Genomic DNA, 14,020 nt, shown 5'->3' with positions numbered 1-14,020 from the left:
AAATTCATGGGAACGATTCACGAATTACCAACGATTCTGGCCGATCAAATTGCGGCAGGAGAGGTAATTGAACGACCCGCATCAGTCGTGAAGGAATTGGTAGAAAATGCGATTGATGCACATAGTACCCGGATTGATATCGAAGTTAAGCACGGCGGCATTGACCGAGTGCGGGTTACCGATAATGGAGATGGAATTGCACCAGATCAGGTACGCTTGGCCTTTCAACGGTTTGCTACCAGTAAAATTAAGGATCAAGCTGATCTTTTTCGGGTGAACTCGTTAGGTTTTCGGGGCGAAGCCCTGCCCAGCATTGCCTCAGTGGCCCAGGTAGTGATGAAAACTTCCGATGGGGTTCATCCGGGAACCGAAATGCAGATGAAGGGGGGAACCGTGCAAGCGGAACTTCCCGCCGCCACGCGCCGGGGCACGACTGTGGAGGTAACGGACCTTTTCTTTAACACCCCCAAACGCCGCGACTATTTAAAGTCCAGCAGTACAGAACTTAGTAAAATTACCGAAATGGTGAATCATCTAGCTCTGAGTCATCCAGAAATTTCCTTTAGCTTGGTGCACGAGGGAAAGGAACTGCTGCGCACTTCAGGGCGCGATAACCTGCAGCAGGTGATTGCCGGTATTTACAGTAATCAAAGCATGAAAAAAATGATTGCGGTGCATGCGGAGAACGACCAATTTCAACTAGAGGGATATACGAGTTTGCCCGAACTAACCCGAGCCAGTCGGAAGTATTTATCAGTGATTGTGAACGGTCGCTTTGTTCAAGACCTCGAGTTAAACCGGGCCATCATCGCTGGCTATGGCTCAAAATTGATGGTAGGACGGTACCCGGTGGCTGTTCTTAAAATCACCATGGACCCTAGTCAAATGGACGTAAACGTGCATCCGACGAAGCAATCAGTCCGGTTATTGAACCGAGACAATTTGGGTCAGTTTATTGAAGACACGATTTACCGAACGTTGGCTCAGCAAAATCTGATTCCAGAAGCCCTTGATAATCAGCACTTTAAGAGTGGGGTGGCGCGCCATAATTCGGTTGAAGTGGCTTTAAATCTCACTCCAGGAACTGAACCAACGCCTACTTCAGTAACGACCGGAGCTTTTGAAGGATCGACATCAGAAGAAACTGATTCGTTTGAAATGCCGCATGAACCCATCATCATTCGGGATCAATCCGAATTACAGCAACCCGCGGTTCAAAACTTTCAACGCCGGTATCAGCAAGAACGACTGCCTGATGATCCGCTGCAAGGAGCCGGGAAGGAGCAAACGGTTGCAAGCGTTGCAGAACCAACCGGAGAGGTTACTCCAAAAGAACGGTTTCCGGAACTGCGGTTTGTGGGTCAGGTTCACGGCACCTATTTGGTGGCTGAAAGCGAACTAGGGCTCTACATTGTAGATCAACACGCGGCCCAGGAACGGATTAATTACGAACGACTGCGGACCGATGTGGGGTCTGTTGCCGCCGACCAACAGCACTTACTGGTTCCAATTGTCTTAGACTATCCTACTAGTGATGCGTTGGTGATAAAGCAACACTTGGATGACTTTGCAGCGATTGGAGTAGAACTGGAACCATTTGGAGCTAATAGTTTTATTGTACGTCAGCATCCAGCTTGGTTTCAGCAGGGTGAAGAGGAACAAACGATCCGCGAACTAATTGACTGGGGGCTCGCCCACCAAAAGCTCTCAGTGGCAGCATACCGAGAACAGGCAGCCATTATGATGAGCTGTAAGCAGGCGATAAAGGCGAACCATCATCTGGATCACAAGCAGGCCCAAGCCCTGTTGGACCAGTTGCATGAGTGCGAGAATCCCTTTAACTGTCCGCATGGCCGACCGGTTTTGGTTAATTTTTCGCCCACGGACTTAGAGTCCATGTTTAAACGAATTCAAGATCCCCATGAAGCCGAACGATGGGAATTATAACGGAAATGAGGAACAACGGTGTTTGAATATTTAAATGGAATCGTGACCAGCGTCACGCCCCAGACCATCGTCATTGATGTCAACGGGGTGGGATATTTGGTGTACGTTGCTAATCCGTATCATTTTGAACGGTCGGATCAGGTTCCCCAAAAAATTTATGTCCATCAAAACGTCACTGACTCTAGTCAAACGTTGTATGGATTTGCGACTGCGGCGGATAAGCAATTGTTTGAACAATTGTTGAATGTGTCGGGAATTGGAGCCAAAAGTGCCTTAGCCATCATGGCGGGTAACGATAATCAGGGGCTAATTACCGCCATTCAAACGGAAGACGTCCAGTTTCTGACGAAATTCCCGGGAATTGGCAAGAAGACGGCTCGCCAGATTATTTTGGACCTTCAAGATAAGCTTCAAACGCAAACGGTTTCGCAACCAACGATGGCCCGGCCAATTAGCGCAACCGACAATGCTCAGTTAGCCGATGCCCTTAGTGCTTTACAGGCACTTGGATTTAAGGAAAAAGAGGTAGCAAAAGTAGGCCAACAATTACAGACTACTGACGAAAATTTAACGACTGATCAGTACCTAAGTCAGGGCTTGAAATTACTTACAAAGTAGGAAGGGGGAATTAACGTGGAGAAGCGGATTATTACGCAGGATTCCGATGACGAGGAGCGTTCTTTTGAACAAACGCTGCGCCCCCAGACTTTTGCTCAGTACATTGGCCAATCTGAACTAAAACGGTCATTGCGGGTTTACATTGAAGCCGCCAAGCAACGTGAAGAATCACTTGACCACGTGCTACTGTTTGGACCACCAGGATTAGGGAAAACCACCCTGGCCACGGTGATTGCCAACGAAATGGGCGTGCATTTAAAAACGACCAGTGGGCCGGCAATTGAAAAAAGTGGGGATCTGGCGGCACTGTTGAACGAACTGGAGCCCGGCGACATTCTCTTTATTGATGAAATTCACCGGTTACCTAAAGCGGTGGAAGAAATGCTGTACTCTGCGATGGAAGATTTTTACATTGACATCGTAGTGGGCCAGGGACCCACGGCGCACCCAGTTCACTTTGCTCTACCTCCGTTTACGCTAATTGGGGCGACGACTCGGGCGGGGTTGTTGGACGCGCCCTTTCGGAATCGGTTTGGAATTGTGGAGCACATGAATTACTATCAAACGACTGAATTAGAACAAATTGTACAGCGGTCGGCCCAGATTTTTCAAACTAAGATTCAACCAGAGGGAGCCCACGAAATTGCCTTACGCTCACGGGGCACGCCCCGGATTGCGAACCGCCTGTTAAAACGGGTTCGTGATTTTGCCCAGGTCTTAGGCAAGGAAGAAATTGACGTGGCCAGCGTAGATCAGGCGCTTACGGCTTTAGGTGTTGATAGTGAAGGACTCGATCGCACGGACCGTAAGATTTTAGCGACCATGATTGATTTTTATAACGGGGGACCGGTTGGATTGAACACCCTGGCAGCTAACATTGGTGAGGAAACGGAAACCGTGGCCGAAATGTGTGAACCCTACTTACTGCAAAGTGGCTATTTAAAGCGGACGGCTCGGGGTCGAATGGTCACTCAGGCGGCCTATCAACATTTAGGCCGTCCCTACCCACAGGATGAAACCAAACCCTAGTCGGCACGACTTTTTTTTGCTAAAATTAGGATAGTAATGAAATTGAGGTGAGAATAATGGGACAATATGCTGGAATTATCGTAATCGTTGTTTTGTTTGCTTTAATGTACTTCTTCATGATTAGACCGCAAAAGCAACAACAACAAAAACACCAAGAAACCTTGAAAACCTTGAAAAAGGGTGACCGCGTGGTAACTATCGGTCGGCTTCATGGTGTGATTGATAACATTGATCGCGAAAAGAACTTGGTTACAATTGATTGTGACGGGGTTTACTTGGACTTTGACTTGAACGCAATTGCAAACGTTGAAAAGGCACCGGCTCCTGCCGCTACTGCTACTCAACCAGCTGCTAAGTCAGAAGCACCAAAGGATGAACAATCACAACCATCTGAATCTCCTGCTCCTAAAGCAGAGCAAGCAAACGATGACCAAGCACAGAAGTAGGAAATTAGTCTGGTAACAGACTTTTTTTCTGGGATGAAAACGAACGTACGTTTGGAAGGGGGGTCAATCTGGTGGACGAGCAGGCGGAATTGCAACAGTTAATTAAGCGCCGGATTCTGCACGTTGATATGGATGCCTTTTTTGCTTCCATTGAGGAACGAGAACATCCAGAATTAGCGCAGGTTCCATTGGTAATTGCGAAGGATCCACGTCATACCGGTGGTCATGGAGTGGTTACCACTGCTAATTACCACGCCCGTCAGTTTGGGGTTCACTCGGCCATGCCGGCTAGTCAAGCGCTCGAACTTTGTCCTGATGCGATTTTTAAAGCACCCGATTTTCCCCTGTTTCGCTCGGTTTCTGACCAGATTCACGAGATTTTTCATGAATATACGGATCGGATTGAAACCGTTGCCCTCGATGAAGCTTACTTAGACGTGACCACTAACAAACAGGATTTGGACGACACACTATTATTAGCACACTGGTTACAGAGTGAAATTTGGGAAAAGACGCATTTGACCTGTTCCACGGGGCTTTCTTACAGCAAGTTTTTGGCTAAAGAGGCCTCTGATTACCGTAAACCAGCGGGAGTAACGGTGATTAATCCGGAGGATGCCCATGAATTTTTAATGGCGTTACCAATTGCTAAGTACCGGGGCGTCGGGAAAAAGACCTTACCGAAGATGGAAGCCTTAGGAATTAAAACTGGAGCTGATTTATATCGGTTTTCGGAATTAGAACTAATGAACCAGTTTGGCAAGTTTGGCTATTTTTTGTACCGTCGGGTTCGCGGAATCGACGAACGACCAGTGGAATATCAGCGCGAGCGAAAATCGATTGGTAAGGAACGGACCTATAATCCTTCGTTACAAAGTCGAGGCGAGGTGCAGACTCAACTGCAAAAGCTGGCTGAGTTGGTGGTGGCGGCGTTACAAGCACACCAAAAGCACGGCAAAACAATCGTGGTTAAGGTCCGCTATCAGGATTTTACGACCATTACTAAACGCGTAACCGAAACGGACTTTTTTGCATTGGATGCGCAAACCCTCTACGAACGAGCGCTAGCTATTTTTGACGAGCTTCCGCCGGCGACCGCGGGAATTAGATTGGTAGGAATTACGGTTACGAACCTTGCCGAATTAAACTTTCAAACCATCAATTTACCGTTAACCACCAGATAGGGGTTTGCGAACGGAACCAGAAAGGTTATACTTAACTGTTAAAACCTTTCACGTCAGGAGTTATGCACCATGAGCATTCAAACAGAAATTTATCAAGAAGTGGCCGCAGCTAATCCGATTATTATCCACCGTCACCAACGGCCTGATCCAGATGCAATTGGCTCTCAAATGGGACTGGCTGCTATTATTAAGGCTAGCTTCCCGGACAAACAAGTCTACTGCGTGGGAAAGCAGTACGAGGGCTTTAAGTCCCTAGGGACCACCGATGAAATTAGTGATGAAACCTATCAAAATGCGTTGGTAATCGTAGTCGACACTGCTAATCAACCCCGGGTGGATGACCAACGCTTTACGACTGGAAAAAAGTTAATTAAAATTGACCATCACCCGAACGACGATCAGTTCGGCGATTTAATGTGGGTTAACGATGAGGCTTCCAGTGTGTCCGAAATGATTTACGACTGGTATGACGCTAACCCCGCGTTAAAAATGTCAGACCATGCCGCTGAACTGTTGTATACGGGAATTGTGGGCGACACAGGTCGCTTCAAATATCCGGCCACCACGAGTCATACCTTCTGGGTTGCGAGTCAGCTGGCTCAGCACGATTTTTCTACTACGGATGTGGCCCAAAAAGAGGACGAGATTGACATTCCGTTGGCCCATCTAGCTGCCTACGTCTACCAAAATCTACAGATTACGGAGTCGGGAGCCGCCTACGTGTTCCTGACCAACGAAGTGATTGCCCAAATGGAGCTCGGTGACGACAGTACGTCGGCCGTGGTTCCGTTGCCAGGGAACATCAAGCAGGTCGTTGCCTGGGCCATCTTTGTGCAGCAAAAAGATGGCAGTTACCGGATTCGCTTACGCTCGAAGGGCCCGTCAATTAATGAACTAGCCAAATTACATCACGGCGGGGGACATCCACTTGCGAGTGGGGCCACCGCCGCGGATGAAACTGAAATTAAAACGGTGGTCGAACAATTGAACCAAGTGACCACTGCTTATGCAACAGAAAGGAACGCTTAATGAGTGCTTCGTTTACAGACTATCATTTTCAGCCGTTTATCATGGATGCTCTGCAGGAATTAGGCTTTAAAAAGCCGACCTCCATTCAAGCACAGGTCATTCCAACGATTCAACACGGCAAGAGTATCGTGGGAAAATCTGCCACGGGAAGTGGAAAGACCCATGCCTTTTTACTGCCGTTGTTTGACCAGTTAGATCCGGCTGATCACCGACCCCAGGTAATCATTACCACGCCGAGTCGGGAGTTAGCCTATCAAATTTACGAAAACATCAAGCAATTGGTGCGCCACAGTCCTAGTGTCATTCACGTGGAAAATTACGTGGGTGGGACCGACAAGGAACGCCAGTTAGAGAAATTAGACCGAGAACAACCTCAGGTAGTGGTGGGGACGCCCGGCCGAATCTTAGACATTGTGAAAAGTGGAAAGTTGGAAATTAACGCTGCCCGGCGCTTGGTGATTGATGAAGCTGATATGACATTAGATCTGGGCTTTTTAACGGAAGTAGACCAAATTGCGGCTCGCATGGCGAAGGACCTGCAGATGATGGTCTTTTCTGCCACCATTCCGCCCAAATTGAAACCTTTCCTGCAAAAATACCTGAAGAATCCAGTGATTACTGACATTCCCACGGAACACGTGATTAATGCAGACGTCTCTAACTGGCTAATTTCAACCAAGGGTCAGGATAAGAACCGGTTAATTTTTCAATTGTTAACCATGGGGAATCCGTATCTGGCGTTGGTCTTTGCCAACACGCGTGAACGGGCCGATGAACTGGAAAAGTATTTACAAGAACAGGGATTGAAAGTCGCTAAACTTCATGGAGGAATGCAACCCCGGGTTCGCAAGCGGGTGATGAAACAGATTCAAAATCTCGATTTTCAGTACGTGGTGGCAACGGATTTGGCCGCTCGGGGAATTGATATTACTGGAGTGTCATTGGTCATTAATGATGATTTGCCGTCTGATTCCGAGTATTTTGTGCACCGCGTGGGTCGAACCGGGCGAAACGGGATGCCGGGAACGGCCATTACGCTCTACGCCCCTGATGATGAAGCAAAAATTGCGGAGTTAGAAGCAAAAGGAGTGCAGTTCCAGCCCAAGGAAATTAAGCACGGTGAAGTGGTCGATACTTATGACCGTCGGCGCCGGCAACAGTACCGCGGGCATCACGACCAGCTTGATGGTTCCACGTTGGGAATGATTAAGAAAAAGAAAAAACACGTTAAACCTGGTTATAAAAAGAAAATTAAGCGCGCCATTAAAATTAAAGATGATCAGAACCGAAAGATCGAACTGCGCCAACAAGTTCGCGCCAAGAAGAAACAGAAAAAGCGTAGTTCGCAGCGTTATCAATAATTGACAAGCTAGCCTAATTCTGACTATAATTTGCTTGTGGATATCCGTTTAAAACTGGCTTCAACAGAGAGGACGATTAGCTGAAAGCGTCTGAAGTGGTTTTTAAATTTGGGCTCCCACGTATGAACTAACGCTCCCCGCGTTATCAGGGCTAAAGAGGTTAACGACAACATCGTTGCAAACAGAGTGGTACCGCGTTTCGGCGTCTCTGGTCGCAACGATGTTTTTTCTATAAGGAGGAAAAAATGAAACAACTTACAAGTGGGCAGATTCGCCAAATGTTTCTCGATTTTTTTCAGGAAAAAGGGCATGAAATTGTTCCCAGTGCATCACTAATTCCGAAGGATGATCCAACGTTACTGTGGATCAACTCCGGGGTAGCGACCATGAAGAAATACTTTGATGGTTCGGTTGCCCCCGCTAATCCACGGATGACCAGTTCGCAAAAAAGCATTCGGACCAACGACATTGAAAACGTGGGGCGGACAGCCCGGCATCAAACGTTGTTTGAAATGTTGGGGAACTTCTCGGTGGGTGACTACTTTAAAAAAGAAGTAATTCCGTGGGCCTTTGAACTCTTAACCAGCGACAAATGGTTTGGCTGGGATAAGGACCGGTTGTACGTTACTTATTATCCAGAAGATAAGGAAACTAAAGAGTTGTGGGAACAGGTGGGGATTGCTTCGGATCATTTAGTTCCTGCTGAGGATAACTTCTGGGACATTGGTCAGGGCCCTTCTGGACCAGACTCTGAAATCTTTTACGACCGGGGTGAAAAGTACGATGACTTAGCACCCGATGATCCAGAAAATTACCCAGGCGGTGAAAACGAACGCTACCTTGAAGTTTGGAACATTGTCTTTTCCCAATTTAACCATACTGCGGCAGGAACCTACGAACCACTTCCCCGGAAAAACATTGATACGGGGATGGGCTTAGAACGGGTGGTTTCGGTCTTTCAAGATGCCCCCACGAACTTTGAAACCGACTTGTTCTTACCATTAATCAAAAAAACCGAAACCTTTAGCGATAAGCGGCACTATGGTGATAACACCACTGACGACATTGCCTTTAAGGTAATTGCCGATCACATCCGGGCGATTACCTTTGCGATTGGTGATGGTGCCTTGCCTTCTAACGAAGGTCGTGGTTACGTGATTAGACGTTTACTACGGCGGGCCACGGTCAACGGGCACCAACTTGGAATTGACGGGGCCTTCTTGTATCAACTAGTCCCGGTGGTCGGTGAAATCATGCAATCTCACTATCCGCACGTCTTAGAACAAAAGGATTACATCCAAAAAATTGTCAAGAGTGAGGAAGAACGGTTTAACGCGACCTTGAACGACGGAATTAAGCTTTTGGATGATTTAATCCAAAAGACTAAGGAAGCTGGTCAAACGGAAATTGCCGGAAAAGATGCCTTCCAGTTGTATGACACCTATGGTTTTCCACTAGAACTAACGGAAGAATACGCTAAAGACCGGGGTATCAAGGTCGATGAAGCTGGTTTTGATCAAGAAATGGAACAACAGCGGAATCGCGCCCGGTCAGCCCGAGGTAGCAAAGGATCCATGAAGGTCCAACGGGACTTATTATTGGACATTAAAACACCGAGTGAGTACGTGGGTTACGAGCAGCTCACCGTTCCTGCGGCTGAGCTCCAGGACCTAATTGTAGATGAGCAACTAGTTGACGATGTTAAGGATGGCACTGCTGAATTAATCTTTGACCGAACCCCATTCTATGCAGAAATGGGTGGTCAAGTGGCGGACATTGGAACGATTTATAACGAAGCCGGGGAAGTGGTCGCCACGGTGACCGACGTACAGCACGCTCCAAACGGGCAAAATCTGCACACGGTCAAAGTTACTGGTGAACTAAAAAGGGACGATCACTATCGGTTAGAAGTCGATCGTCAATTCCATGCCGGAGTAGAACGCAACCACACGGCGACCCACTTGTTGGATCAATCACTACGTAATGTATTAGGTGGTCATACAGAACAGGCTGGCTCGTTGGTAAAACCGGATTACCTGACTTTTGACTTCAATCACTTTGGATCGGTTACGAAGGAAGACTTAGCCAAGGTTGAACGGATGGTTAACGACCACATCTTTGCCGCATTGCCGGTTGAAACGGTGGTGACGGACCAAAAGACTGGAAAAGAAATGGGTGCCATTGCTTTGTTTGACGACAAGTATGGGGACCAAGTTCGGGTTGTGAAAGCTGGCGACTTTTCGGTGGAATTCTGTGGTGGTGATCACGTGCATAACACCAGCCAAATTGGGTTGTTTAAGATCCTTTCTGAAAGTGGAGTAGGAGCTGGAATTCGTCGGATTAAGGCGGTTACCGGGAAGTACGCCTTTGACTACTTAAACGATGAAGAAAAGATGCTGAATGAAATTGTCCAAACGGTAAAGGTCCCGACCAATGAACAAGCTCCCGGTCGGGTGAAGGAATTGCAGAACCAAATTAAGGAACTGGAAAGCACCCAGGAATCGTTAGAAGCAAAGTTGGCTAACCAAGAAGCCCAGGATCTCTTCACGAATCCAGAAACGATTAATGGCATTACTTTAATTACCGGACAATTGGAAAACGCCAATATGAACCAGTTACGCGAACTAGCCGATACGTGGCGAAACGAAGCCCGTTCTAACGTCTTGGTACTAGGAACAGCAACGGATGGGAAAGCTAATTTACTGGTTGCGGTTGATGAAGATCACGTAAAGGCTGGAATTAAGGCCGGGGATTTGATTAAATCCATCGCCAGTAACATTCAAGGGGGCGGAGGCGGTCGTCCGAACCTCGCCCAAGCCGGCGGAAAGAATCCAGCGGGACTACCGGACGCCTTCAAAGCCGCTGCTGATTGGTTAGCAACGAAGTAATTAGTACCCTTCCAAACGATAGGATGTTAAAATGAAGATTATGGGATTAGACGTGGGATCCAAAACGGTGGGCGTGGCCATCAGCGATGCTTTAGGCTGGACCGCTCAGGGAGTTGAAATTGTTGCCATCGATGAAGATGAAAAGGAATTCGGCTTAGAGCGGATTGGCGAACTAATCGCTGAAAACGATGTTCAACTAGTCGTGATTGGGCTACCCAAAAACATGAACAACACTTCGGGTCCCCGGGTGAAAGCTTCCAAACGTTACGGTAAAATGGTTCGAGCTAAGTTCCACGTTCCCGTGGAATTTGAAGACGAACGGCTCACCACGGTGGAAGCGGAACGGATGCTGATTGAAAAAGCGGACGTGTCCCGTGCTAAGCGTAAACGCGTTATTGATAAAGTCGCAGCAGAGTTGATTTTACAGGGATACCTGGATCGCAATCACGTTTAAGGAGGAATTAAACGATGGCTGAAGAACCACAAGCAGAACAAATCACCCTCATTGATGAGGACGGTAACGAAATTTTATATAACGAATTATTCACCTTTTCGTCAGAGGATTACGGACGTTCTTACATTCTAATGTATCCTGCTTCTGAAGAAGGTAACGACAGCATTAACATTGAGGCTTACGCCTTACCCAAAGGCGCTGATCCAACGGCGCCCGATGATGCTGACTTAGAGCCGATTGAAAGCGACGAGGAATGGGAAATGGTCCAAGAAACGTTAAACACGTTCTTAGATCCAAATGGTAAAATGTAATGCTACAGCAGAAAAGGGGATCAACACGTTAGTGTTGGTCCCCTTTTTCCCGTCAGCATGATAAAATAGACCATATTGGAGGGATTGACGTGAATAATAAACGAAGATTTAAAACGCGAATTGGCAAGAAAGAGTACACGCTCATTGGAGCGGCATCCGATCAACACATGCGGGCCGTGGCCAAAATTTTAAACGACGACCTAAACAAACTACAAAGCCAATCCCAAAACCTGAGCGAAGAAGACGCTGCAATTTTATTGGCTTTTAATGCCATTTCAGAGCAGCTAGACAAACAGTTAGAGTTAGATCAGCTCCGCACTAAATTACAACATGATAATTCAGATGAATCAGACACAACTAGTTAAACAAGGGGTTGTTAGTCTATGAACGATAAAATTTTACAAACATTAGAATACCAGCGGATTAAGGATCAAATTGCTCCGTTTTTAGTAACGGAAGCCGGCCGCACCGAATTACAGCAGCTCCTGCCTAGTTCGGACCAGGTCACGGTTCAGCGCTGGTTAGATGAAACTGACGATGGTGCTCATCTATACCGTCTGAATCGGACCATTCCGTTACCCAAATTAAAGGACATTAATCCTGCTGTACAACGGTTAGCGGTGGGAGCTAGCTTGAACGGAAAAGAATTAGCGCGCATTAACGCGGTGCTCTTAGCGAGTTTACGGGTACAGCGTTTTTTTGCTGACCTTGCTGCCGATCACATTGAGCTCAATTTATTGGATCAAGAAGCAGCAACCTTTGCCGTGCTTCCAGAAATTAGTGAACGCTTGCGACGTTCCGTTGATGAAAATGGTTTTTTAAAGGACGATGCATCCGCAACGCTGCGCTCCATTCGTCGCCGGATTTTGCAGTTGCAAGGAACGATTAAGGGCCGGATGGAAAGCTATATGCACGGTAAAAAGGCGAAGGACCTAAGTGAAACCGTAATCACCATCCGGGATGATCGCTACGTGATTCCGGTTAAGGCGGAAGCCAAACAAAAATTTGGCGGTATTGTCCATGATCAAAGTGCAACGGGGCAGACTCTCTACATCGAACCGGCCAGCGTGGTGGGTCTCAACAATGACTTACGCAGTGAACAGATTAACGAACGCGAAGAGATTAAACGGATCTTACGTGAACTTTCCGATTTACTTCGACCCGAACAAGCGGCTTTACGGCAAAATGCCGAAAAACTAGGCCACTTTGACTTTATTAATGCGAAGGCCCGGTCAGCGGACCAGTTAAAGGCCACGAAACCAGCTTTATCTGCTACCAATCAGGTGGAACTAAAACAAGCCCGGCACCCACTGATTGACCCGGCTAAAGTGGTGGGTAACGACTTAATCCTCGGACTTGATTACCGGCAAATTATCATTACCGGACCCAATACCGGGGGAAAAACGATCACCATGAAAACGTTGGGGTTATTGCAACTGATGGCGCAGTCAGGGTTATTTGTCCCCGCCAGTGAAGGTAGTCAGGTGGGACTCTTTGACGAAATCTTTGCAGACATTGGTGACGAACAATCCATTGAGCAAAATTTGAGTACGTTCTCCTCCCACATGGATAATATCATTCAGATTTTGCAGCAAACTACGAAGAAGAGCCTGGTGCTGATTGATGAACTGGGGGCCGGAACTGATCCACACGAAGGAGCCGCGCTAGCCATTTCCATTTTGGATGCGATTGGAACCAAACAAAGTGAAGTTTTAGCAACTACCCACTACCCAGAGTTAAAAGTGTACGGTTACAATCGACCGGAAACCATTAACGCCTCGATGGAGTTTGACGAAGCCACTTTGAAGCCAACCTATCGCTTGTTAATGGGGATTCCCGGCCAGAGTAATGCTTTAAGCATTGCTGCTCGGTTAGGATTACCCGCTGACGTAGTCGCTGAGGCCCGGTCGTTGACCAGCCAGGATAGTCAGGAAATTAATCGCATGATTAACCAACTGACGAAGCAAACGAAGGCAGCGGATGAGCGTGCCCGGAATCTGGAACAGCAGTTGGCAGAGGCAACCGATTTACACGCGGAACTGCAAACAAAGTTCACCCAATTTGCGGAACAACGAGATCAGCTAATGAATACTGCCAAGCGGGATGCTAACCAAATTGTTTCATGCACTAAACGCGAAGCTAATGCAGTGATTGCTGATTTACACCGGAAGCAAAAGCAGGGCACCGACATTAAAGAACACGAATTAATTGCGGACCAGGGAAAGTTGAATGCATTGGAGCAGCACCCAGAATTACAACATAATCGGGTATTACGACGTCAAAAAGCCCGTAAAGCCTTCCGCGTGGGTGACGATGTCCTGGTGAAAACCTATGGGCAACGTGGAGTGCTCCTGAAAAAAGTGGGAAATCATGACTGGGAAGTAGAGCTTGGGATCCTGAAGATGAAGGTAGCTGAGAGTGACTTGGAAAAAGTCAAACCTGAAGCACCACAGCGCAAGGCGAAAGCCAGCGTCCGGCGAACCAAGTCCAGTGGCTTATCCACCACTTTAGACTTACGGGGCGTACGCTATGAAGAAGCTATGCAGCGGTTAGATCGTTACATTGATGCTGCTTTACTGGCCGGTTATCCATCGGTGACCATCATTCACGGGAAGGGGACCGGTGCGTTACGGACTGGGGTAACCAACTACCTCAAACGAAACCGGCAGGTCGATTCCTTTGGTTTTTCACCGGCTAATGCTGGTGGTGATGGCTCAACGGTGGTAAAATTCAAATAAGATTAAATAATTGTA

Annotated in this window: 12 protein-coding genes; all 12 read left to right on the top strand. The window is 47.5% G+C overall.

The features are described from left to right. Positions 1-6: 6 nt before the first annotated feature. Positions 7-1,947: a DNA mismatch repair endonuclease MutL gene (mutL, locus tag M3M38_RS01725; RefSeq protein WP_252814512.1), complete on the top strand. Its 1,941-nt coding sequence runs from the start codon at positions 7-9 to the stop codon at positions 1,945-1,947. A gap of 18 nt (positions 1,948-1,965) precedes the next feature. Continuing rightward, positions 1,966-2,565 (top strand): Holliday junction branch migration protein RuvA, encoded by a 600-nt coding sequence (ruvA, locus tag M3M38_RS01720; RefSeq protein WP_252767353.1) that lies wholly within the window; start codon positions 1,966-1,968, stop codon positions 2,563-2,565. Between the two features lie 9 nt (positions 2,566-2,574). Beyond that, positions 2,575-3,594, top strand: a complete 1,020-nt coding sequence (gene ruvB / locus M3M38_RS01715; protein WP_252814852.1) for a Holliday junction branch migration DNA helicase RuvB — start codon at positions 2,575-2,577, stop codon at positions 3,592-3,594. A gap of 56 nt (positions 3,595-3,650) precedes the next feature. After that, entirely contained in the window at positions 3,651-4,040 is a 390-nt protein-coding gene (yajC, locus tag M3M38_RS01710) for a preprotein translocase subunit YajC (RefSeq protein ID WP_252767352.1), read from the top strand. 68 nt (positions 4,041-4,108) lie between these two features. Further along, positions 4,109-5,224: a DNA polymerase IV gene (gene dinB / locus M3M38_RS01705; RefSeq protein ID WP_420842667.1), complete on the top strand. Its 1,116-nt coding sequence runs from the start codon at positions 4,109-4,111 to the stop codon at positions 5,222-5,224. 69 nt (positions 5,225-5,293) lie between these two features. Next, complete coding sequence (locus tag M3M38_RS01700; protein WP_252767351.1) at positions 5,294-6,253, top strand: DHH family phosphoesterase; 960 nt, start codon at positions 5,294-5,296, stop codon at positions 6,251-6,253. Further along, positions 6,253-7,614 carry a DEAD/DEAH box helicase gene (locus M3M38_RS01695; RefSeq protein ID WP_252814511.1) on the top strand — a complete coding sequence of 454 codons (1,362 nt, stop codon included), beginning with the start codon at positions 6,253-6,255 and terminating at the stop codon, positions 7,612-7,614. Before M3M38_RS01700 ends, M3M38_RS01695 begins: the two co-directional genes overlap by 1 nt. A 245-nt stretch (positions 7,615-7,859) precedes the next feature. Continuing rightward, on the top strand, positions 7,860-10,502 hold the full coding sequence (gene alaS, locus M3M38_RS01690) for an alanine--tRNA ligase (protein ID WP_252814510.1): 2,643 nt from the start codon (positions 7,860-7,862) through the stop codon (positions 10,500-10,502). 31 nt (positions 10,503-10,533) lie between these two features. Beyond that, entirely contained in the window at positions 10,534-10,956 is a 423-nt protein-coding gene (gene ruvX / locus M3M38_RS01685; RefSeq protein WP_252767348.1) for a Holliday junction resolvase RuvX, read from the top strand. Between the two features lie 14 nt (positions 10,957-10,970). Next, entirely contained in the window at positions 10,971-11,267 is a 297-nt protein-coding gene (locus M3M38_RS01680; protein WP_252767347.1) for a DUF1292 domain-containing protein, read from the top strand. A gap of 89 nt (positions 11,268-11,356) precedes the next feature. Beyond that, entirely contained in the window at positions 11,357-11,632 is a 276-nt protein-coding gene (locus M3M38_RS01675) for a cell division protein ZapA (RefSeq protein WP_252767346.1), read from the top strand. Between the two features lie 18 nt (positions 11,633-11,650). Then, on the top strand, positions 11,651-14,005 hold the full coding sequence (locus tag M3M38_RS01670; protein WP_252814508.1) for an endonuclease MutS2: 2,355 nt from the start codon (positions 11,651-11,653) through the stop codon (positions 14,003-14,005). Positions 14,006-14,020: the final 15 nt, after the last annotated feature.

The sequence above is a fragment of the Fructilactobacillus cliffordii genome (assembly GCF_024029355.1).
In the GTDB taxonomy this organism is placed as follows: Bacteria; Bacillota; Bacilli; order Lactobacillales; family Lactobacillaceae; genus Fructilactobacillus; species Fructilactobacillus cliffordii.
The sequence above is the reverse complement of the archived record's forward strand: the minus strand, read 5'-3'. Positions and strand labels throughout refer to the sequence as shown.

Excerpts from the sequence above, each read along its gene's own strand:
- mutL (WP_252814512.1), top strand. The coding sequence starts at position 7 with ATGGGAACGATTCACGAATTACCAACGATTCTGGCCGATCAAATTGCG.
- yajC (WP_252767352.1), top strand. The coding sequence starts at position 3,651 with ATGGGACAATATGCTGGAATTATCGTAATCGTTGTTTTGTTTGCTTTA.
- M3M38_RS01700 (WP_252767351.1), top strand. The coding sequence starts at position 5,294 with ATGAGCATTCAAACAGAAATTTATCAAGAAGTGGCCGCAGCTAATCCG.
- M3M38_RS01695 (WP_252814511.1), top strand. The coding sequence starts at position 6,253 with ATGAGTGCTTCGTTTACAGACTATCATTTTCAGCCGTTTATCATGGAT.
- alaS (WP_252814510.1), top strand. The coding sequence starts at position 7,860 with ATGAAACAACTTACAAGTGGGCAGATTCGCCAAATGTTTCTCGATTTT.
- ruvX (WP_252767348.1), top strand. The coding sequence starts at position 10,534 with ATGAAGATTATGGGATTAGACGTGGGATCCAAAACGGTGGGCGTGGCC.
- M3M38_RS01680 (WP_252767347.1), top strand. The coding sequence starts at position 10,971 with ATGGCTGAAGAACCACAAGCAGAACAAATCACCCTCATTGATGAGGAC.
- M3M38_RS01670 (WP_252814508.1), top strand. The coding sequence starts at position 11,651 with ATGAACGATAAAATTTTACAAACATTAGAATACCAGCGGATTAAGGAT.